This is a genomic window from Cyclobacterium qasimii M12-11B (assembly GCF_000427295.1).
Classification (GTDB): domain Bacteria; phylum Bacteroidota; class Bacteroidia; order Cytophagales; family Cyclobacteriaceae; genus Cyclobacterium; species Cyclobacterium qasimii.
Genome location: NZ_ATNM01000134.1, coordinates 93,849 through 114,358, shown reverse-complemented (window position 1 = coordinate 114,358; position 20,510 = coordinate 93,849). Strand labels below are relative to the sequence as shown.

Annotated in this window: 17 protein-coding genes, 1 tRNA gene and 2 pseudogenes; 8 read left to right on the top strand and 12 right to left on the bottom strand. The window is 39.2% G+C overall.

The window, feature by feature from the left end:
- Positions 1-521: 521 nt before the first annotated feature.
- The 9 genes and pseudogenes from ADICYQ_RS26170 to ADICYQ_RS16195 all read right to left on the bottom strand — a co-directional run bounded on the left by ADICYQ_RS26170 (position 522) and on the right by ADICYQ_RS16195 (position 9,529).
- The gene (locus ADICYQ_RS26170) at positions 522-1,556 is read right to left on the bottom strand and encodes an adenylate/guanylate cyclase domain-containing protein (RefSeq protein ID WP_161625609.1); all 1,035 of its coding nucleotides are present in this window, start codon (positions 1,554-1,556) and stop codon (positions 522-524) included.
- Between the two features lie 46 nt (positions 1,557-1,602).
- The gene (locus ADICYQ_RS26165; protein WP_020890748.1) at positions 1,603-2,025 is read right to left on the bottom strand and encodes a phospholipase D-like domain-containing protein; all 423 of its coding nucleotides are present in this window, start codon (positions 2,023-2,025) and stop codon (positions 1,603-1,605) included.
- A 37-nt stretch (positions 2,026-2,062) separates the two neighbouring features.
- Positions 2,063-3,598: a phospholipase D-like domain-containing protein gene (locus ADICYQ_RS16225; RefSeq protein WP_051160251.1), complete on the bottom strand. Its 1,536-nt coding sequence runs from the start codon at positions 3,596-3,598 to the stop codon at positions 2,063-2,065.
- A 300-nt stretch (positions 3,599-3,898) separates the two neighbouring features.
- Positions 3,899-4,869: pseudogene (locus ADICYQ_RS16220) on the bottom strand (YpdA family putative bacillithiol disulfide reductase).
- 432 nt (positions 4,870-5,301) lie between these two features.
- The gene (locus ADICYQ_RS16215; RefSeq protein WP_040416690.1) at positions 5,302-5,745 is read right to left on the bottom strand and encodes a hypothetical protein; all 444 of its coding nucleotides are present in this window, start codon (positions 5,743-5,745) and stop codon (positions 5,302-5,304) included.
- A 383-nt stretch (positions 5,746-6,128) separates the two neighbouring features.
- Positions 6,129-6,689: a helix-turn-helix domain-containing protein gene (locus ADICYQ_RS16210; protein WP_020890743.1), complete on the bottom strand. Its 561-nt coding sequence runs from the start codon at positions 6,687-6,689 to the stop codon at positions 6,129-6,131.
- A 13-nt stretch (positions 6,690-6,702) separates the two neighbouring features.
- The gene (locus tag ADICYQ_RS16205; protein WP_020890742.1) at positions 6,703-7,041 is read right to left on the bottom strand and encodes a type II toxin-antitoxin system HigB family toxin; all 339 of its coding nucleotides are present in this window, start codon (positions 7,039-7,041) and stop codon (positions 6,703-6,705) included.
- Between the two features lie 319 nt (positions 7,042-7,360).
- Positions 7,361-8,401: a hypothetical protein gene (locus ADICYQ_RS16200; RefSeq protein WP_020890741.1), complete on the bottom strand. Its 1,041-nt coding sequence runs from the start codon at positions 8,399-8,401 to the stop codon at positions 7,361-7,363.
- Between the two features lie 375 nt (positions 8,402-8,776).
- Positions 8,777-9,529: an NRDE family protein gene (locus ADICYQ_RS16195; protein ID WP_020890740.1), complete on the bottom strand. Its 753-nt coding sequence runs from the start codon at positions 9,527-9,529 to the stop codon at positions 8,777-8,779.
- 146 nt (positions 9,530-9,675) lie between these two features.
- On the opposite strand from ADICYQ_RS16195, the gene ADICYQ_RS16190 reads away from it, so the two are divergent.
- A complete protein-coding gene (locus ADICYQ_RS16190; protein WP_020890739.1) occupies positions 9,676-10,053 on the top strand; it encodes a BlaI/MecI/CopY family transcriptional regulator in 378 nt (125 codons plus the stop codon).
- Positions 10,050-11,765, top strand: coding sequence for a M56 family metallopeptidase (locus ADICYQ_RS16185; RefSeq protein WP_020890738.1), 1,716 nt, complete (start codon positions 10,050-10,052; stop codon positions 11,763-11,765). Before ADICYQ_RS16190 ends, ADICYQ_RS16185 begins: the two co-directional genes overlap by 4 nt.
- 59 nt (positions 11,766-11,824) lie before the next feature.
- Here ADICYQ_RS16185 and ADICYQ_RS16180 read toward each other — a convergent pair whose 3' ends face one another.
- The 3 genes from ADICYQ_RS16180 to ADICYQ_RS16170 all read right to left on the bottom strand — a co-directional run bounded on the left by ADICYQ_RS16180 (position 11,825) and on the right by ADICYQ_RS16170 (position 14,625).
- The gene (locus ADICYQ_RS16180; protein ID WP_020890737.1) at positions 11,825-12,430 is read right to left on the bottom strand and encodes a hypothetical protein; all 606 of its coding nucleotides are present in this window, start codon (positions 12,428-12,430) and stop codon (positions 11,825-11,827) included.
- A 131-nt stretch (positions 12,431-12,561) separates the two neighbouring features.
- Positions 12,562-13,560 (bottom strand): phosphotriesterase family protein, encoded by a 999-nt coding sequence (locus ADICYQ_RS16175; RefSeq protein WP_020890736.1) that lies wholly within the window; start codon positions 13,558-13,560, stop codon positions 12,562-12,564.
- A gap of 993 nt (positions 13,561-14,553) precedes the next feature.
- Positions 14,554-14,625: transfer RNA gene (locus tag ADICYQ_RS16170), tRNA-Arg, on the bottom strand.
- A gap of 215 nt (positions 14,626-14,840) precedes the next feature.
- Here ADICYQ_RS16170 and ADICYQ_RS16165 point away from each other — a divergent pair.
- From ADICYQ_RS16165 to ADICYQ_RS29355, 6 genes and pseudogenes are all read left to right on the top strand, one after another.
- Positions 14,841-15,476, top strand: a complete 636-nt coding sequence (locus ADICYQ_RS16165; protein ID WP_020890734.1) for a 30S ribosomal protein S16 — start codon at positions 14,841-14,843, stop codon at positions 15,474-15,476.
- 15 nt (positions 15,477-15,491) lie between these two features.
- Positions 15,492-16,022 carry a ribosome maturation factor RimM gene (rimM, locus tag ADICYQ_RS16160; RefSeq protein WP_020890733.1) on the top strand — a complete coding sequence of 177 codons (531 nt, stop codon included), beginning with the start codon at positions 15,492-15,494 and terminating at the stop codon, positions 16,020-16,022.
- A 4-nt stretch (positions 16,023-16,026) separates the two neighbouring features.
- Positions 16,027-16,733 (top strand): annotated as a pseudogene (gene trmD / locus ADICYQ_RS16155) (tRNA (guanosine(37)-N1)-methyltransferase TrmD).
- A gap of 65 nt (positions 16,734-16,798) precedes the next feature.
- The gene (gene rplS, locus ADICYQ_RS16150; protein ID WP_020890730.1) at positions 16,799-17,167 is read left to right on the top strand and encodes a 50S ribosomal protein L19; all 369 of its coding nucleotides are present in this window, start codon (positions 16,799-16,801) and stop codon (positions 17,165-17,167) included.
- A 252-nt stretch (positions 17,168-17,419) separates the two neighbouring features.
- Entirely contained in the window at positions 17,420-18,961 is a 1,542-nt protein-coding gene (locus ADICYQ_RS29360; RefSeq protein ID WP_262485377.1) for a SusC/RagA family TonB-linked outer membrane protein, read from the top strand.
- Positions 18,883-20,493: a SusC/RagA family TonB-linked outer membrane protein gene (locus ADICYQ_RS29355; protein WP_262485376.1), complete on the top strand. Its 1,611-nt coding sequence runs from the start codon at positions 18,883-18,885 to the stop codon at positions 20,491-20,493. Before ADICYQ_RS29360 ends, ADICYQ_RS29355 begins: the two co-directional genes overlap by 79 nt.
- The last annotated feature ends 17 nt before the right edge of the window (positions 20,494-20,510 follow it).

The following is a 20,510-nucleotide window of genomic DNA, read 5'->3' as shown; positions in this document are numbered from 1 at the left end:
TTACCCACGGCTTGGAGCCATCCATTTCTATTCCAACTCTGAAGGAGTTGAACATCGACTGGTGTTCTAAGTTGGGGAAAAGTCACGTAAAGCCGTAAACGGTTGGCTGATTTTGTCAGCATTGTTGCAAAAAAAAAGCAACAATACCGCCAAAATCAGGGTGTTTAAACTCGTTTTTTCCACGGTTTTCACCTGTGGTTATTGTTGTTGAAGCCTTTCAGGCTTCTTCGTTTTCTCTAGAAATTTTGCTGTAGGGGGTTAAGAAATGATCAATGCTTTTATTAACCCAGGTTATAAAACCTCGACAAAGGTAAACTAGTGTAGTTAACACCTCTTGATATTGCCTAAAACTGTGTATATCATTGCAAGTTCAGTTGGATCAAAACATATAGACATTGGCCTGAAGGGCCAAAACAATAATAGCCGTGTGTCTCACCCACCGATCGAAAACTGTCGGCTTCAATCGCAACCCTGGAAGGGTTGAATATTGCCTTTCAGGATCTTTCTCTTTTAGGATACAATTAATTGTCTAGCTGCGCCACGCGATATAGCTGTACGTCCTTTCCTTTGCCTTTTAAATGAATGGTCCCTACATCATCGATTTGATAGTCATCCTTGTTCTCAAGTAGTCTATAAAGTGATTCAGGGATTAACAATTGGGCATCTAAATCATTGCACTTTTCTTGAATTCTGGCTGCAGTATTCAAGGTGTCGCCATGATAGGTGATCTCTCTTTTGATGTCTCCAACTTCTGTAATGATCACTGGGCCTATATTGGCGCCTGCTTTGAAGTAGGGTACAATGCCGTATTCTTTTTGATAATAATCCGCCTTTTTCTTCAATAAGTCTGTAAAGGCGAAAAATGCTTTCAGAAAATTATCATTTCTAAGACCTTTTTTTGGGGACCAGCTTACCACTACCTCATCACCTACGTATTGATAAATATCTGCACGGTATCGATCTACAATTGAGAAATCTTGAAAACAGTTCTGTAGCAACCTACTGTATTCAAGGTGCCCTATTTTTTCGGCAATAGAAGTGGAACTCTGCAAATCAATAAACATAAAAATTCGTTCTTCTTCACGTGGCTTAAAGAATTTCCCACTGAGCATTTTCCATAAGTTACCCGGCCCCAGTTTTCGGTCAATCTCTATCAATACCTTGGACAGGCCAACAGCCACAATGAGGTGAACAATCAAAAACATGTTTTCGGAAGGTTCACTGGGATTTACAGGTCCATTGTAAATCCAAGGCACCGTAGAAACATAAATAAAATCTAAAATTTGAACAATCAAAATAATCATGAGTGCCTGAGATGGAATCCCAATGGCTAGGGCAATTTTTGGAGAAGTGTTTTTTAATAATTTTTTAAGTATCAACACATCAAACATGCTGGATAAAAGTGCCAGACCAAAAGAGCCTAAAAAAATCATCATGAAAATAAATTTCAAAATGTCTGAAAGATCAACAGTGCTTGTTCCCAGTGGTTCTATACGGTACATTTCAGTGAAGTAAAACCTGCTGTAGGCAGACAAAGCCATAAAAATTACGCCCAACAAAAAGTAGATTTTAAAATTCCGAATTATTTCTCTAGACAGCATTTTAAAAATTGTATTTGCTTACCAATTCAAACATTTTCTCTTGAGATCCAATGGTCTCGTCCCCTTCTATAAACTGATTTTCTTTTTTGCATGCCACATACCTTCCTTTTTTATTGTCATGGAGTTGGGCATCAAGTTCTGCTAGCAGCAGTGCCTTGGCCGATTCCTTAAGTATTGGGAAAGCTACTTCTATCCGTCTTGATAAATTCCTTGTCATCCAGTCCGCAGAGGCCAGATAAACCTTTGACACACCATCATTATGAAAATGGTATATTCTAGTGTGTTCAAGAAAGCGATCAATTATACTGACGACTTTGATGTTTTTTTCTTGTAATTTAGTTTGGGGATGGTAGCAGCAAATGCCACGGACAATAAGGTCAATTTCAACGCCCTCATCAGCAGCATGCCTAAGCTTATCAATCATTAGGGTATCCTCTAAGCTGTTAAGCTTAATGGTCAATTTACCCTTTTTCCTTTTTTACGAGGCTTATTTCATTGTCTATTAAATGTTCAATTGAACTTCTTAAATTAAAAGGCGCAACCAATAGGGTTTCAAATTTCGGTTGGTAGGAGTTGTCCTTGAGAAAGGCGAAAACCTCATCAAGGTCTTTTGTGTAATTGGTTTGCGTGGTGAGCAAGGCATGGTCTCCATAAATTTCAGCGGTTTTTTCGTTAAAATTGCCCGTTCCCATGTAGGCATAAGTCTTGATACCCTCGCTTTCTCGTCTTTTTATCGTGCAAATTTTGGCATGCACTTTCAAATCATTGATACCGTATCTTACTGTAGCACCAGCCTTTCTAAGTCGTTCCCCCCAATAAATGTTCGACGCTTCATCAAACCTGGCCTGGGCTTCATCCAAGACAAATACTTTCTTGCCACTTTTGGCCGCTGCTTCAAGTGCCTGGCAAACCGCAGAGGTCTTTGCTACCCGGTATAGGGTGATGTTTATTTCCTCTACATCCTTGTCTTCAGATGCTATTTTTAAAAATCTCGTTACGTAATCATAACTTTGATAGGGGAAACTGAGAAAAATGGCCTCCTTATTTATCTCCTCAAACCAATCAGAGGAGTTATCAAGCCTGTGGCACTGGATTTTAGGTATTTCCGGGTATAATAAGTGTTTCTCTGATGCTGGAAAACCAAAGAAATCATAAAAATTATGGTAACGACCTCCAGGGATTAACCCAGACATGTCTACCTCTATTTTCTTTCTTAAGGTATCGATGTACTTAAAGGGGATGTTTTCATCAAAAAGTAAGCGAGAAGGGAGGCCAGTATCCCTGTTTACAATACTCTTTTCAATTTTTACAACAATATCCTCCTCCTGTTCTTCATCCATGTACAATTCAGCGTCCCTTGAAATCTTCACAGCGAATATTTCGGATTTTTCACCCAGGAACTTTGAAGTGTTGCTTCTGAAAATGTCATCTAACTGTACGACGCGTTTCTCTTTATCCGAAGTAGAGACATCAATAAACCTACCAAAGGTTTTGTAGTCAAGTTCAATGATAAACTGGCGCTCTTTGGTAACTGCGTAAAGGTAAACCGTTAAGTTTTTGAGTTGGAGTTTGACTTCTTCTGTAATGTCCCGAATGGTGAAGTTTCCCTCGAGTTGATTGTCATAGAAGGTGCCCATTTGGTTTTCATCTTCCTCTGAAAAATGGTCGGTCAATAAATGAATGCCTTCTTTTGCTAAGCCTGGAAGAATTTTCGAATAAAAAACTTTCCCCATACGTTCCTGCTGGGAACTTACAACTTGAGTGATCTGCTGAAGGAGGAAGGAAGGCCGGTAACCATATTTGTTTTTTATATCGTCATGGTACCTTTGGGCAAATCTATGGCTTGCCACCCTGACCCTATAAAATTCTTCTAAATTGGAGGAATAAATGGCTATAAATTTCAACCTTTCCATTAGGGGACTGTCCTCATTTTCCGCTTCCTGAAGAATGCGTTCATTAAAAGACAACCAGTTTAAATCCCGATCTGTGTAATTCATGGTTCACTCCATTTTATTCAAATATAAGGTATTAGACAATACCAGTACTATAGGTCAGGCGTATTCTTTCTCAACTTGGGAGGTTCCTGAATTCCTCCCAGCTTTTAAGACATGGGAATTTAAACGGAGGGATTCAAACTAAAATGGGGTAATTGTAGCTGCCAGTTTCGTAGGATATAGCCTGCCTTAGATAAGCCTATCCAGCGTAAATGAACCGAAAAGCAGATTAACTGACTGAATCCAGGTTTAGACAGTTAAACTGCTTTCCGTTTTGTCTTATTCTCAATTAACCCTCAGTGGTTAATGCTGCTTTTTTCTTGAAATATCGGTTACAATTGCCTTGGCGTGAGAGATGGTGTTTTCTATAAAAAACTCTCTGGTGTTAAGCCCACCGCAAACTACTCCTGCAAGGTAAAGGCCGGGAACATTCGACTCCTGGCTAATGTCATCAAAGCAAGGCTGTCTTTTTTCATCCAAGCTTAGCTTCACGCCCAGCTGGTCCAGCAATTCAAAATTGGGTTTATAGCCCGTCATTGCCAATACAAAGTCATTTTCTATGGTTACCTCTCCCTCAGGAGTATTCAGTACCACTTCTTTTTCTCTTATTTCTTTAATGCTGGAATTATAATAGCCTTTTATCGATCCTTCTTTGATTCTATTTTCGATGTCAGGTAAAACCCAGTATTTTACCGTTTGGTCGATCTCAGGTTTCATGACCACCATGGTGACCTCGGCTCCCTTTCTCCAGGTTTCAAGGGCAACATCCACAGCTGAATTACCTCCGCCAATCACGACGATCTTCTGCCCGATATAAGGCCAGGGTTCCTTGTAGTAATGCGAAACCTTAGGCAAATCTTCACCCGGTACACCCATCGTATTGGGCAGGTCATAGAAGCCTGTTGCCAGGACAAGCTTTTCGGCCAGGTAATCCCCTTTGGAAGTATGTACCAAAAATCCACCTTCCTGTTTTTCTAAGGTATTAACCTTTTCGTAAAGGTTGATATTGAGTTGGTAATGTTTGACTATCCTACGGTAATATTCCAGGGCTTCAGGCCTTGTAGGTTTATTGGTGATAGACATAAAAGGAATATCGGCCATTTCCAACTTCTCAGAGGTGGAAAAAAAGTCATGTTGACCGGATAGTTAAAAATCGAATTGGTCAGGACACCTTTCTCTATTATCAGATAGTCGATGCCTTCTTTTTTCGCTTCTATGCCACAGGCCAGGCCAATGGGGCCGGCTCCAATTATCAGTAATTCCAACTTTTTCATAAGTTATTAAGCATGAATTGTTCTTTAGAGTTCCTTGAAACCCCGATTATATACTGGAATTGCTGGGGAGCTCTCAGGAACTTATGAAATTATAAGGAAATTAGGCTGATTGGAGGCTAGGTCAAAGTTTTTGAGGGGAAGATTTTAACAGGGGATGAAAAGGAATAGGTTTTGACTTGTTTGATCCTCGTAAAAAGATCAAAGTCCAATTCTAATTACTACTATAACTTTGTCACGCCTGAGAAGAAAAGTGGATGAATCTATGCTTAACTATTACCTCAAAATTCAATCTATAATCTGGAAAAGTCGGAATGCAAGGAAGGAGCGAGACTCGCGGTCGACTGTGTAAGAGGTGCACTCTCGGAGGGAAGGGACAGGCTGTGAACTTATGGCTTCTGGTTTGCTACACGGTTGTGGTTGGCACTTTTTTTTTCACCTAAAGTCGTGCCATTTACAGCGTCTGGTAAATTCTGTTGCACGTTCAAACCACTTTTCAGATACTGATCGGTCAGACCAATCTTTGGCTGTGGTCAATCTAATTTTAATATCTTCAAATTTTTCGTTGAAAGGATCAAAAGCATAAAGCTTAAATTTTGCTTTGGAGTTTTGTTTTAACTTTTGAGTGTCCAAAGGAATAGTCCACCTATTGTCTTTGCCAATCTTTGAGTTTGTCCTTATTACAGATATAAGTATTGTTGCCAATGTGTTATCAGAGTTGTTCTCAACTTCTATTGTCAGAGGGTTGTAACGTTTCAGATACTTCGGTTCTTTAATTGCAACTAAGTCGTCAAATTTTAACAACTTGATTCTAACCAAGCTTATTAGCTCATTTAAAACTTCATTGTTGTCAGATTTTAATGCTTTTAGATGTTCCATTACAACAATTATGTATATATATCCATGTTTAACCTCGGAGTTGCGTATTTACGAAATACGTACCAAGCACCTTCTGCTTATTTTCCATTGTCAAATTAAGAATTCCGGACAAGTAATTGTGTTGTGAGAGCCTGTTTTTTGTTGAAAAGTGCCAAAATATGGTCTTACATTTACGAGGTATAGGAGGATAGGTTTAGCTAAAATAAGTGCCTTTTCAATCTCTTGACACTTAATAAGCAAAAAAGGAAAAATTAATCCTCATTATAACCCTAAAAACTAGTGCACTTTTAAATAATTCATTGATCTGTACCCTGAGCTTGTCGAAGGGAACAGGGTAGCCAGACCAGGGTTTTCGAGGCATTAGAATGCTTGGTAGTAGTGAATTATACTATTGCCAAATCATCTTTGCTTAATTTCAGTTTAGGATTATCAAGTTTTTTAATTGTTGTTCTGATTTTTAGGCTATCAGACATAGGTAAAAAGGTCGGTACTAAATAGGTTAAATCAATTTTTAGAAGTTGATTGATTATAATTAAATCTTTTAATGAAAAAGGGCTGACTCCATTCATTAGTTCAGAAATATAGGATTTGTTACCATGTCCTAAAATCTTCCCGAAATCTTGCTGTGTTAGATTTAAGGTCTTCAATTTTTTTCGGATAAGTTCCCTTCTTCGTTGGATGAACAATCGTTCTTTTTCAACAATTGATTCAGCAAGGTCGCTTTCATGTAATTTCTTGTCCGTTATTTTTGATTCGGAACTCCAATTTTGATTTTCGTAGCGCTCAATTAAATCCCTTAATTTCTTTCTAACAGATTTAAAACTCGGATCTTCTTTTGATAGAACCCGCAATTTCCTTTCGGCAATCAATGCCCTTTCAAAATCCTGTTCATTTTGGATTTTTCCAGTCTCAATCAATTCCGATATATCAAATTGTGTTTTCATAAAATTGTATCAATTAAATCCAATCGTTAGCCTTTAGCCACTTTTTAATTGTGCTTTTGTTGTTTTTAAAAGTCATTTCGTATTGCTGATGTGTTCCTACCCAAACCGCTGTTGCTTCATTCTCGTCAAACCCAATCAATATCATTGTTCGGTGTATGTGGATATTGAAAAAATAGAACCCGTCAGCATGAACATTATCGGCATCGTGTCTCGATTTATTTAATTCGGTTTGGTCTGTCCAATTATTGTCATGGATATCCTTAATTAACTCGTCGACAGCTTTGGTCAAAAGGACATTTCCTTTGTTCTTTCTTTTTAGTTTTTCTAATATTTTCTTATTGATCAATCTCATTGGTCCTTGCAAAGATATGAAATTTGTTCGGTTAAATACCGAACAAATTGGTTTTTTATATTTTACAAAAAAATCTGGGTATGTCGGTTTCAGTTTCTACGCTTGTAAATCTTTAGGAGCTATTTTGGAAGTCTAATTAACGAATTTGTTTTGAATTGAAGGAACACTTATTGTTAGCCTTGTCTCTAAATTAGCGAAAAGGGATTCTAGTTGTAAAGGATGAGAGTCCTATAAATTCAACCGACGTAGACGAGTATCAATGTTGATTGATGGAGAAACCCATGGTGGACATATGGCTCAGGGCTACCTACAGGCTTAGCTATTTAACAATCTTAAATGACTCAAAGGCTTTTTGTAATTCATCCCAAGAAAAAACGGCAGATTCCAAATTCGGAGTCCATTGGGCTTGACATAGGTAAATGCAATCTTCATTTTGGACAAGCTGGTATAATCTGTGAATACTGAACGAATTAATTCGCTCTCCATCAATGATGACATTCTTTAATTTATTTTTTGTTGTCCATAATATCATGTCTTTTGTAGAAGTCAGTGATTCTATTGGCTCTTTACTGCCAATGGACAATGTCATGAATAAATTTGGTAGCCCTAAAGGAACCGCATTGTTGTCCAAATCTTTCTTGTTGAAAGTCATCACAGTAAAGCTCACTTCAAAACCTATAGCGTTTATTTGGTCAGTTTGATTGAGTTGTTTTCTTAGCCCGATTACTTCCTCATCATTCAATTGAATCCCTTCTAGGGATTTTAATTCAATTATTTTCGAGATTGTATGTTCTATCGATTCAGAACTGGTCAACTCATCCATTTTAATTTCAATGCTTGTCTCATGCTGAACCTTTAAGATATTGGCCTGAAAAAGTAGGGAGCCAAAAGGATTACTTGCAGACACTAAGGACTGGAAATATTCATCGTTAATTTCGTCTAGTAAATATATCTGCTTTACATATTCTTTATAGGTAATTTCTTGAGGTTTTCCCCAGCCATTTCCATCCAGATTGTCAAAGGAGTAGCCAAGCAAACTGTTGGTGTATTTTGTAGGCTCTTCCTCTATTTTATTTGTTTTATTTTTTGTTGGGTCCACCGATACCTTCTTGTCTTCCATTTCGACAACAATTTTGCCTGAACTGCGATCATAAAACCTGTCAACAAATACTGCGGCAATGATAACAACGAGGAATAAAATCATCACAAATGGATACCAATGGTATATTGGACTCTCAACAGGCGTTTTAGTCATTGCAAATAATATAATTGCCTCTGCAACGAGTACGATTAAAGCAAGAAGTTTTATCCAGGTACTGATTGAATCTATTATAGACCCTCTGTTTTCGCTATCGCTCATGTCAATTTTATTTATTTGAGTAATATTGGTGTAATCTCATGCTTTATGCATGGGAATTTAGGTATACGGGAGGTGTAATAGATGTTACGGCTTATTTTCTTTGTTAAATTAAAGAATTTAGCGAATAAAACAATTGATTGTAGCGAGTTTTTGATTGAGAGAGGTAATATAGGCCCGCATTTCTTTAAAACAGAGGAGCTGCCTTGCTCAATATAGAGTTAGTAGAAAAAAATGTGGGAAAGATGGTGTGATAAAATATTTACTATCAGTATTTTAAGTGGCGAGTAACTATCGGATTGGGGAATGTTGGTTTGTGGTTTTTGAAATGGCCGAATCAATTTGGAAGTGGAACGTTCCTTGTAATAGTTTTAGCTGTTATTTTGCCACAAAAGTACTTTCATTGATTTCCTTTTCTGGAATGGTCCGTACTTCCATTATGGTGACCTTTCCATCATAGCCCCAACATAAAGCCGTTGTATTGACCGTGCCATAGTAATCGGCTACTCGGATAAACTGGGAAGAAATTGTTTGTTCCATCTCTACGGGAATACCGGTATTGGGAAGTAATGCTATTGGGGCCTTTTCAGTGGATTGTAATAATTGAATTAAATCCTCTAGGGCAGGTGGTTTTTGCTCCAACAGGTTTTTAAGATCGGCTTTGGCAGATGCAACTTTTGGCCAGGGGGTGTTCAGAAAGGCGTTGGAGAGGCCATGGATTCCAGAAGGCACTTGCTGTATGTCTCCACCATGGTTGGAAAACACCATCAATTCATCCTTTTCGGCCACCAATAGATTGAAACCATTGTAGTCCTTTTTAATTTTTTCTATTTGAGTCAGATAAGCCTCAGGAGATAAATTTCCATTTAAAAAGCCGGTAACCAGTTCACCCCTGGTTCTGCTTAATGGCTTCTCGTTTTTAGGATCTCTAAAATTGGTTAAAGCAGCAAATTTACCATTGGGATGGAAGCCCAGCCATGTACCTCCCCCTTTTAAGTCCTTCCCAGCAAATATGCCATTGTCCCATTGATGGAGGCCTTTGGTAGGTCGGTTAAAATACTCATCCCTGTTTGCGACTAGAATTAATTTGTATTCCGGATGCTGGTTCCAGCTAAATGTTAATAAGCACATGTCGTAAAATTACGCAGCTACTTCAGAATCAAAAATCCTTACCATGGATATTTTCGATTATTATTTTAATACGATAATTATCGTAGTATAATTTGTAATTACGAAATTTGTCGTATATATTTGATACGAAATAAATCGTACTATAGATGATAGACAAACCAACAGCAGCAGAACTAGAAGTATTGGCCGTTTTATGGGACATAGAACAGGGCAGTGTGCGGCAGGTGCATGAAAAGTTATCCCAGACCAAGGAAACAGGGTATACGACAACCCTCAAAATCATGCAAAACATGTTTGCCAAAGGGCTGGTTTCAAGAGACGAGGAGAAAAGAAGCCATATCTATAAGTCGGCTATTTCTCAAGAAGATACCCAACAGTCTTTGGTCAAAAGTTTTATAGGCAAGGCTTTTGGCGGTTCGGCAAAGAAGCTGGTCATGCAAGCCTTGGGGCAGAGTGAGCCCTCTAGGGAGGAAATCAAAGAAATACGTGCTTTTTTGGACAAGATTGAAAACGATTCCGAATGAATACCGACTGGATGTCTTATTCTATACTGGAAGCGCTTGGTTGGGCGCTGGTCCATTCCCTTTGGCAATTGTCTCTAATAGCTGCGGTTATTTGGGGACTCTTTCAAATTGAAGCTTTCAAAAGTCCTCAAAGGAGGTATTTAATAGGTTTAGGGGCTTTGCTTGCTGCATTTAGCCTGTTCGTTGGCACCTTTATTCATGAATATCGTCAAAATATTATCCTTGGCGGTCAGGAAATCCCAATACCTCTAAGTATTATAGATAACGGTATGTCTCCCATGGAGACGTTAGTTCTTTCAGAAACCTTATCGGATAAAATCGAACTTGCTCTACCCTACATGGTTTATTTCTGGTTGATAGGAGTCCTGTTTTACTTCATTAGACATGCTGGGAATTATGCGGCCTTACAGCAATTAAAGGCTCGCGCTACTGAAAATTTACCCCAAAATATTATTAAGTCTGCCCAAAAAATCAAGCAGCAATTGGGCATTCGGTTTGGTGTTGATTTTAAATTGAGTGCAGAAATCACCGTACCGTTGGCCTATGGAATATTGAAGCCGGTTGTATTGATTCCTGTTGGCTTAATTGTGCAATTGTCTCCTGTACAGTTGGAAGCTATAATTGCCCATGAACTTGCGCATATTCGCAGACATGATTTTGTCATCAATCTTGGCCAATCTGCCTTGGAGATGGTTTTCTTTTACCACCCAGCTTTCTGGTGGATCAATACGCTGGTAAAAGAAGCCAGAGAACACATAGCAGATGACATGGCCATTCAGGCTGGTATCAGGTCCATTGATTTAGCAAATGCCTTGGCCATCATCGCCAATCAGGCTAACGAACAATCACCAGAGCTGGCAATGGCAGCTCATTCTTCAAAGTTTCCCCTATTAAATCGAATCAAACGGATGCTGGGCCAGGAGCCTGCCCGGTTTTCCTATTCACCTTTAATCACAAAGACCATGTTACTTACCCTAATGTTGAGTGCTATTCTGTTAATCGGCAATGCAAGTGTGGAACAAACTTCTGAAGAGGTTTGGGTTTCTACTAGCCTGGAATCAAAGTTTGATGTGCCACAGTTCAGCCGATACGATACCTTACAAAAACCTGTTCAGGTGGAAGCGCCACAGGTCATTATTAATGAGGTGGTGGAAATTGTTGCTGTCCCGGTTGTTTCGGAAAAGATCCGCGTGGAAGTACTTCCGAATAACTTCATTGTCAGCGATATAAACGCTGCTGTTTTGGATTCTTTACCAGCACGACCCGTTTTGAACCTTACCGCTGCTCCTGTGGCAGATTTCGGGCAGGTATTTAATGACAGTCTGATGCACCGAACAACGACGATTATGGGTGGCTTAGGTGACAGTATTCAGTTTTTTGCCAAAAATATTGTGTTGCTTCAGGGGGATACTTCTATTTTGTCTCAAATGCAAACAGCGAATCTTCAGGCGAACCTAAAAGCGCTTCAGTTGAAAATGGTGGTCTCCCAAAATGAATTGGAGCAAAAAATGAAAGTCTGGGAAAAGGAATTTCAACCTAAAATGGAGGAATTCGAGCGCAAAATGGAAGCCTGGCAAAAAGAGAATGAACCCAAGCTAAAAGAATTTGAGGAGAAAATGGAGTTGTGGGCAGAAGCAAATGCAGCGAAAATTAGGGCCTTGGAAAAAGAATATGAATTGAAGGCCAAAGAATATTTGGAAAAGCAACAGTAAATTGTTTTTTAAGTGAATTTTTGCCCCAGACTTGAGAGGTTTGTGCTTAGGTCTGGGGATTATTTTTTGGCATTAAGCCCCAAAATAAATGCAGGGTAACTGCAGCAATTTTCCGCTGTCAATCTCGGGTGGATGGGTATATTTCTAGATATATCAAGAAGGCTTTCAGCTGTTGGTATACCGGAAACTTCCAACGCAAAAGTATAATAGGTTACTGCTTCGATTTGGATTTCCGTATATTCTATCTGTATTCCTTTTGGTGGCCAGGTTGAACTGGAAACAACTTTAAATTCCTTGTCTAATTTCACCAGCGTTCGTTTCTTTAAAACGGCTAGTCCAGTTATTTCACTCGTAGCCTCCGGGAATTTGTCCAATGACCATTTGTCCCAGGCTTCAAATTTTCCAGGCAATGGCTGGGATTCCGGGTTTGGGATTTCCCATTCCCGTCTTTGCTTTACCTCATAATTCTCATTCCTTATTTTAAGTCCAAGGTCTGGTCTTTCTGCAATGGGAAAATAAGTATCAGTACGGGTTTCTGGTTCATTTTCCCCATCTGACTTTTCAATTAAAAAGGAGTGTAATTCTTCCACAGGAGAAGTAAAGAACCAGCGGATTTCTAGTGTCCTGTACTCGGGTTTTTGATTCGTAATTGCTTCGATGTACATGATGTGAGTTTTAATTTTTAAACTTCAGAGAGCGGAGCCTATCTTTTTATCCATTAGCGATGAATGAAAGACAAAATCCATTTTATTTCAATTATAGATGGCATTTCTAATTTAGAAATTAATTTAATTACTCATTTGACCTTCCTGATTCTTATTGAAAACGCCTGAGCGGGATTGGTGCTTAGGAGTAATTTAATGTCTTCATCCGTAAAGTCATGCGCTTTTAAAGCAGGGATAAGTTGTGTGAATATATTGGTAAAACCCTGAATGCTTTGTTTGTCTTTTTGGGGGTCGTACCAGCCTGCATCGTGGGCTATTAATATTCTATTCAAAAACCCATGTTTTTTGGCAAATAGAATTTTTTCCAGGTCCCAGCCCAGACCATCAAGGCTTATCCAGCAACCTGTGGCCGCTGCTTTGAGGTATTCTTCTGGATTGTCTTCTGCTTGGGCATGTACCCATATAAATGCTTCAGGTGATACCCTTAAAGATTTGAGTTGGGCCAATTGCGGCCATAACCCCTTTGCTTTTCCTGTATGGGAGGCAATGGCCATTCCAGTTTCTAAATGGGTAAGTGCTGCAGCTTCTATTAGTTTGTTGTGCATGGGAGTCAATGGGTCGGCCTTGTCAATGCCGATTTTAATGAAGCCCGGTCGGATGGAACTGCCATCGATTCCAACATCAAACTCTTGAATCCACATTTCGGACAATTCTTTTGCAGTCGCTTTTTTGGCGTAATCCGGAATAAATTGATTGTTTCGGACGCCATATAGACCAGTATTTGTAAGGATTTTTAAACCGGTTCTATTGGCTATTTTCTCCAGTAGTAAAACATCTCTTCCCAGAAAGTTAGGGGTAGCATCTACGAAGTAAGTGACATTGAATTGTTTTAACTCCTCCAGATAGGGTGTCATTTCCTCGATTACCAAGGCCTGACTCCAATCATTCGAGTCAATGCTGTCTGCCCCAATAAAATCCACCAGAATATGTTCATGGGACAACCATATTTGATCTAGGCTTGCCTCATGTTTTCCAGAAAGGTCTTGAACAAAAAGTTTTTTGGAGCCAAGCGAACAACCGCTAATGATTGTAATTAAAATTGAAATACAAACTTTGATTGAACCGTCCATCGCTTTTGCTTTTATGCTGAATCAAGTAAGGCCAATTGGGAATTTCCTGATTAACCTGGGTTTTAATAGGTGAAATATTAACGTTGAAAAGCTAACTTGTGTCAGTACAAAGCTACTGTTTTTTATTTTTCCTTTGCCTTAGCCAGATCGGTAAAATCGATTGTTCAATGCCTAAAAATTATTTTTCTGTTATTATAGAATGGGCGATTAATCTTGAGTAATAAGGCTTTCTTGTAGGATTATGCCTGTATTTACCGACAATGAATAGAAACCCTATCGTTGAAAATCAGGGTTTTTCCTGATTACATTGGGTATTTGGTGTTAATCCATACTAATTTTTGTTTTTAATAGGGCAAAAAAGCGACTTTACCAGCCAATTTGATGCTTGGTAAATTAAATATTAAAAATCTCTCAAAATTGGCGGTTCTAAATAGTCTCAAATTATTTAAATTTGAATTTCTATGGTCTATAAATAAATATAATGTAAAATTCTATCTATTTTATTGCTGTAATTTTAATTTATAGATTGTTTTATTACCTTTGACATATCAACAAGGACAAAAGGTCTTTGGTCGATAAGAGAAGCATACTTTGATTATCGATGACATATACTGTAGGATGATGAAACTGGCAGACATGCCCTCCTGTCTCGGGGGTGGAGATCACAGGACAAAGAAAATAGCGAGCTCGTATTTTTCCTAACTGCTCCGTGGAGGTTCGACTCCTTCTCCTACAGCAGGTTATTTTGGGTTTATTGTTAATTGACTAAAGCTATGAGATTTTGTTTCATAGCTTTTTTTTATGTCCAATTTTCAGATTGAGAGATGAAATGGCCGCCCATGTCTATCCATAATAGCTGAAGAGGGTTAATGCCTTTTTAGGGAATAGACTGAAGGGGGATAATGGAGAGAGGCGGAAACCGTAAAAAAGGAAGAATAAATTTGTCTAAAGCTGAAAAAAAGAAAAACCCCATAAAAAATATGGGGTTTTTTGTGGCCTCGGCAAGAATCGAACTTGCATCTAAAGTTTAGGAAACTTCTATTCTATCCATTGAACTACGAGGCCAATTGTTGTATGATTCAGAATAACAGCTGATTAAGCTGATTAGGACTTGTTTTGGGGATCTTTTCCCTCCAAAAGATTCGCAATTTAAACCATAATTTTGCTATTACGCAAATAAAAGATAGTCTTATTGTTCTTTTAGATATTAAAAGCTTATCTTTGCAGTCCAAAAAATAACGATGGACGGGTTCCATCAATTAACTAAAAGTCAATATAATATGGCAGTAAAAATCAGATTAGCACGTAGAGGTCGTAAAAAAATGGCCATCTATGATGTAGTAATTGCTGATGCTAGGGCTCCACGTGATGGACGCTTTATCGAGAAGATCGGGTCTTACAACCCAAATACTGACCCCGCATCCATTAACATCAACAACGACCGAGCGTTGAAATGGTTGATGAATGGTGCACAACCAACCGATACTGTGAAAGCAATGCTTTCTTATCGTGGAGTCATGTTGAAGAAACACCTTCAGATTGGTGTAGTAAAAGGTGCTATCACACAAGAGCAAGCGGATGAAAAATTCCAAGCTTGGATGGATGGCAAAGAGAAAACTATTTCTGAAAAAGTAGAAAAAATACAATCTGCTAAGGATAGTGTTAAGAAGACAGCATTGGAAGCAGAGACTGCTAAAAATCAAGCTCGTCTTGACGCAATCAAAGAAAGAGAAGATGCTGCAAAAGCTGTTGCTGACGCTGAAGCTAAAGCTGCTGAAGCTGCTGCTGCACCGAAAGCACCTGAGCCTGAAGCTGTAGAAGAAGCGCCTGAGGCAACTGAAGCTCCTGTAGCTGAGGCTCCTGCTGAAGGAGAAGCTCCTGCTGCTGATGATAAAGCTCCTGAAGACAAAGCTTAAAACGGATCAATAACCATGAACAAAGACAATTGTTACCAATTGGGCCATATTGCCAAAGTTCATGGGTTACATGGAGAGGTTTTGCTGGTTCTTGATGTTGATTATCCTGAGGACTACGAAGGTTTAGCACATGTTTTTGTGGAAAATGGCAACCGTTTAGTTCCATTTATATTGGAGCACATGGTGACCCAGCCCAACAACAGGTTTCTAGCCAAGTTTGAGGAATTTGATCATATAGATCAGGTAAAACCAATGGTTGGTTCGGCTTTATACTTGCCATCAACTGCTCTTCCAAAGCTTAAAGATGACCAGTATTATTTTCACGATTTAGTGGGATTTATGATGGTCGATGAGGTGTTAGGAGAGTTGGGTCAGGTTGCGGTAATCTATGATATGGAAACCCAAGACTTGATCGGTATGGAATACAAGGATAGAGAAGTACTCATTCCTATCAAAGATGGGATCATACAAAGAGTAGATAAGACAGAAAAAAAAGTTTTCTGTCGCTTGCCTGAAGGCTTGATTGAAATTTACCTGGAGGATTAATTTGATGCACATTGATATCATAACAGTTTTACCGGGTCTCCTTGAAGGTCCCTTTTCTCATTCAATTTTGAAGAGGGCCGAAGAAAAAGGACTGGCCAAGGTTGAAATTCATGATCTAAGAGATTATGGTATCGGTAAGCAAAAGACTGTAGATGGTTATGCTTTTGGAGGTGGTGCAGGAATGGTCATGATGATCGAGCCCATAGCCAATTGTATTGATTCCTTAAAAAATTAAGGGATTACGATGAGATCATTTACATGACACCAGATGGTAAAACATTCGATCAGTCAACAGCCAATGCCTTGTCATTGAAACAAAATCTAATCATTCTCTGTGGCCATTATAAAGGCGTAGATGAAAGAGTAAGACAAAAATTCATAACCAGGGAAATAAGTATTGGTGATTTTGTGCTTTCGGGAGGTGAACTTCCTGCGGCCCTTGTTACTGATGCGATCATTAGGCTGCTTCCAGGAGTTTTGAATGATGAGACTTCTGCTTTGACAGATTCTTTTCAGGATGGTCTATTGGCTCCTCCTGTATTTACCAGACCTGCAGAATACGCTGGGCTGAAAGTACCAGAGGTTTTGCTATCAGGACATGCTGCTAAGATAGAGTCATGGAGGTTTGAACAATCGGTACGTCGGACTCATGAAAGAAGGCCAGATTTAATGAATGGCGATCTTTCTAAAGAGAGGGGCGATAATATATAGAACAAAACGATAATTAAGGGTGCTTATTAAGTATCCATAAAAGCGATAAGCAAAATAGTAAAGCAATGAGCGAACTACTTATTAAATTCGTAGAACAGGATTACAAAGATGCGCGATCTAAATTCCCGTCGTTTAAGGCTGGAGATACCATCAACGTTCACGTAAAAATTACTGAAGGTGCAAAAGAAAGAGTGCAGCAGTTTCAGGGAACCGTGATCCAAAGGAAAAATAAGAATACCAATGGCGAAACTTTTACCGTAAGGAAAATTTCAAACGGTATTGGTGTAGAAAGAATATTCCCAATCATCTCCCCAAGCATCGACAAAATCGAAGTATTGAGAGAAGGTAAAGTAAGAAGAGCAAGATTGTTCTACTTAAGAGGAAGACATGGTAAATCTGCTAAGATCAAAGAAAAAATCAGGGTAAAAAAATAATTACCTAGCATTTTAAAATAGAATTAAGGGAGCCAATGGCTCCCTTTTTTTTGTCCTGGAAGTTAATTTCTGTTTAATTTTCGTTTAATTTTTTGTATTTACTTTTTCACAGGATTTAATAATTACCAAACGATATGATCCTTATATTAAATTTTAGAAAAGCAGGATAGTGCAGGACAGTGATTCGGTTTATTTTGGGTTAATTTCAATAATGTTGATTTTATTCAATTATTCAAACTAACCAAAATAATCATGAGAGAATGTTACGATTCGGTACAAATTAAGCTCCGAATGTTGATAACTGTATTGCTGATAATGGTAGTAATGGTCGGGTACGCCCGTCAGGCCAGCCAAATTTCAGGCAAAGTAGTTAGTGTGGAGGATAACGAACCGCTTCCTGGGGTCTCTATCCTTGTTAAAGGCACTAGCCGTGGAACAGTTACCAATATGGATGGGGAATTTTCAGTTCAGGCTGCTTCAGGGGATGTCCTTACTGTAAGCTTTATAGGCTTTACCACCCAGGAAGTAAACGTCAATGGAGGACAAACCAGTTATGAAATACTTTTGGAATCCACTATGGGTGACCTGGGTGAGGTGGTCGTAGTTGGGTATGGTTCTCAGCGAAAAGCCGACATTACCTCGGCCGTATCCGTGATCAACATGGATAATATGGGCGAAATCCCTACCACAAATGTATCCCGTTTGCTTCAGGGACAAGCAGCAGGTGTGCAGGTAAGGCAAAAATCAGGAAGACCTGGCGAAGAAATGGAAGTAACCATTCGGGGAATTGGTTCTTTAGGTGCAGGTAGCCAGCCCCTTTATGTTGTGGATGGATTCCCTATAGGAACATCCTTGGGACAAACACTTAATCCTTCGGATATAGAAAGCATGACTGTTTTGAAGGATGCCGCCTCTACAGCTATTTATGGAGCAAGAGGTTCCAACGGAGTAATTCTAATCACCACCAAATCTGCAAAAGAAGGTACTGTAAATCTTGATTTTGTTGTCAACCAGGGCATACAGAATGTACCTAGCGGGAGAAGGACCAAGATGATGAATGGGACAGAATTTGCTCAGTTTAAAAATGACAGTTTTGTGGACAGAATCAGGTATTATGAAAACAGGGAGCCTGCAATCGAGGAAATTCCGCTTGAATTTCGATATCCTGAGCAAAACACCATCTCAACGGATTGGTTTGATGAAATACTTAATCAGAATGCTCAATTCCAAAACTATAATGTAACCCTTTCTTCAGGTAAAGGCGGTATCCGCTCTCTGGTTTCTGTTGGCTATGTCAATGAAGAAGGAGCAGTTATCGAAACTGGCTTTGAACGATTCAATGTTAGGGCAAATATTGGCGGAAAAGTAAATGACTTTATCACCATGGGATGGAACATAGCCGCCTCTCGCTCCAATGAAGATTATGCTTCCACCAACGGAAGAAGTGCTTTGATAGGAAGAGCGCTTTGGGCTGATCCACGCTATCCTGTCTACAATGAAGATGGTAGCTTCAATGATTATATAGGTGGAACCAATGGTGTATTTGGTACTGCCAATGTGGTGCAGGAACTACACGAGATGGAGCGTACGCTTTCAGAAAACAATATATTGACTAATGGTTTTCTTGAGTTTACCTTTTTGAAGGATTTTAAATTCAGGACCTCTGTAAATGCCACGCTAGCCAATACCGAACAAAAGAATTCAGGCCATCTACTTTGGCAGGTACAGGGTTTAACCAGGCTCCTCCAAGAGAAGCTACTTTGTATCAGGCCAGGAATGAGACGCTTAACATAGCCGCAGATCAGTTGTTGACTTATAGCAAAATCTTAGGAAGCCACAGGGTTGATGGTTTGCTTGGTTTTTCTGCTCAGGAAGAGACCTATAAATACTTACAAGGCAATGGAAATGAATTTCCAAATGATCAAGTAACGTATTTGAGTGCTGCCATCCGGCAAACGTCCACCTCTGGAGAAGCTGATTGGAGTTTGATGGCTTACTTCGCCAGGGCCAATTATTCTTTCAATGACAGGTATCTCTTTTCTGCCTCTTTCAGGAGAGAAGGAAGTTCCCGTTTTGGAGCTAACAACAAATGGGGTAATTTCCCTGCTTTTTCTGCTGGTTGGAGAATTTCTGAAGAATCTTTTATGCCTGAAACGCGCTGGATTACGGACATGAAATTAAGGGCTAGTTTTGGTGTGACCGGAAACAATGCCATTGGTAACTATTCCAGCTTGTCTAATATGGGCATTTCAAATTACGTTTTGGGAAATGCTATAGCGAACGGACAAATCCTTTCCAATTTTGCCAACGCCAATTTGGGTTGGGAACAATCTCAACAAACGGATATAGGGCTGGATTGGGCCATGTTTGATAACAGGCTTATTCTAACGGCTGAGTATTATAATCGATTGACCAATAATATGTTGCTATCTGTAGAGATGCCTGTTATTTCAGGATTTACCCAATCTCTGGATAATGTAGGTAAAGTACGGAACAGGGGGCTTGAACTCGCATTGGATTACAGAACCAAATTCAATCAGGTGAATATCCGATCAAACGTAAATCTTACCATCAACAGAAATGAAGTATTGGAGATAAGAGGAGAAAATGACGAAATCTGGGCAGGAGGATTTTACAGTACCTATAGTGTTTCTCAGGTAGGTAGGCCTTTGGCCATGTTTCATGGATTCAAAATGGTAGGGATATTTGATACAGATGCTGAGATCGAAGCCTGGCCAGATCAAGATGGAGCGGTTCCTGGAACCTATAAGTATTTTGATGCCAATGGTGATGGCGTTATTTCCTATGACCAACAGGACATGATCGAAATCGGTAATCCACACCCGGATTATGTTTTGGGATATACCCTAGGTGGAGACTTCAAGAATTTTGATTTTAACTTAATGTTTACCGGTGCTTTTAACTACGATGTGTTCCGACAAATTGAAGGTTCTACCATGAATATGGACGGTGTATTTAACATCCTTCAATCTGGCGTCAATCGTTGGAGATCTGCAGAGAATCCTGGAGATGGCAGAGGAGCCACTTCCAATACCTGGAAATGGCAACGTGAATCAAATTCAAGGTATGTTTATGATGCTACACACGTTTGGTTAAGAAACATTACCCTTGGTTATACGATTCCAAAGAATCCGATAGTGCCCAACGCAAGGGTATTTTTCAGTGCTGAGAATCCATTCCTATTCACCTCTTATGTTGGTACCAACCCGGATGCCAAAACCAGAGGTGGTATCAACATAGGCGTGGATGATGAGTCCTATCCAATGCCAAGGACCTTTACACTAGGTGCATCATTAAGATTCTAATCTATAAATTGAATATA

Excerpts from the sequence above, each read along its gene's own strand:
- ADICYQ_RS29360 (WP_262485377.1), top strand. The coding sequence starts at position 17,420 with ATGAGAGAATGTTACGATTCGGTACAAATTAAGCTCCGAATGTTGATA.
- ADICYQ_RS16190 (WP_020890739.1), top strand. The coding sequence starts at position 9,676 with ATGATAGACAAACCAACAGCAGCAGAACTAGAAGTATTGGCCGTTTTA.
- ADICYQ_RS16195 (WP_020890740.1), bottom strand. The coding sequence starts at position 9,529 with ATGTGCTTATTAACATTTAGCTGGAACCAGCATCCGGAATACAAATTA.
- ADICYQ_RS16205 (WP_020890742.1), bottom strand. The coding sequence starts at position 7,041 with ATGAGATTGATCAATAAGAAAATATTAGAAAAACTAAAAAGAAAGAAC.
- ADICYQ_RS16180 (WP_020890737.1), bottom strand. The coding sequence starts at position 12,430 with ATGTACATCGAAGCAATTACGAATCAAAAACCCGAGTACAGGACACTA.
- rimM (WP_020890733.1), top strand. The coding sequence starts at position 15,492 with ATGAACAAAGACAATTGTTACCAATTGGGCCATATTGCCAAAGTTCAT.
- ADICYQ_RS16215 (WP_040416690.1), bottom strand. The coding sequence starts at position 5,745 with ATGGAACATCTAAAAGCATTAAAATCTGACAACAATGAAGTTTTAAAT.
- ADICYQ_RS16165 (WP_020890734.1), top strand. The coding sequence starts at position 14,841 with ATGGCAGTAAAAATCAGATTAGCACGTAGAGGTCGTAAAAAAATGGCC.
- ADICYQ_RS16185 (WP_020890738.1), top strand. The coding sequence starts at position 10,050 with ATGAATACCGACTGGATGTCTTATTCTATACTGGAAGCGCTTGGTTGG.
- rplS (WP_020890730.1), top strand. The coding sequence starts at position 16,799 with ATGAGCGAACTACTTATTAAATTCGTAGAACAGGATTACAAAGATGCG.
- ADICYQ_RS16200 (WP_020890741.1), bottom strand. The coding sequence starts at position 8,401 with ATGAGCGATAGCGAAAACAGAGGGTCTATAATAGATTCAATCAGTACC.
- ADICYQ_RS26165 (WP_020890748.1), bottom strand. The coding sequence starts at position 2,025 with ATGATTGATAAGCTTAGGCATGCTGCTGATGAGGGCGTTGAAATTGAC.
- ADICYQ_RS16225 (WP_051160251.1), bottom strand. The coding sequence starts at position 3,598 with ATGAATTACACAGATCGGGATTTAAACTGGTTGTCTTTTAATGAACGC.
- ADICYQ_RS16210 (WP_020890743.1), bottom strand. The coding sequence starts at position 6,689 with ATGAAAACACAATTTGATATATCGGAATTGATTGAGACTGGAAAAATC.
- ADICYQ_RS16175 (WP_020890736.1), bottom strand. The coding sequence starts at position 13,560 with ATGGACGGTTCAATCAAAGTTTGTATTTCAATTTTAATTACAATCATT.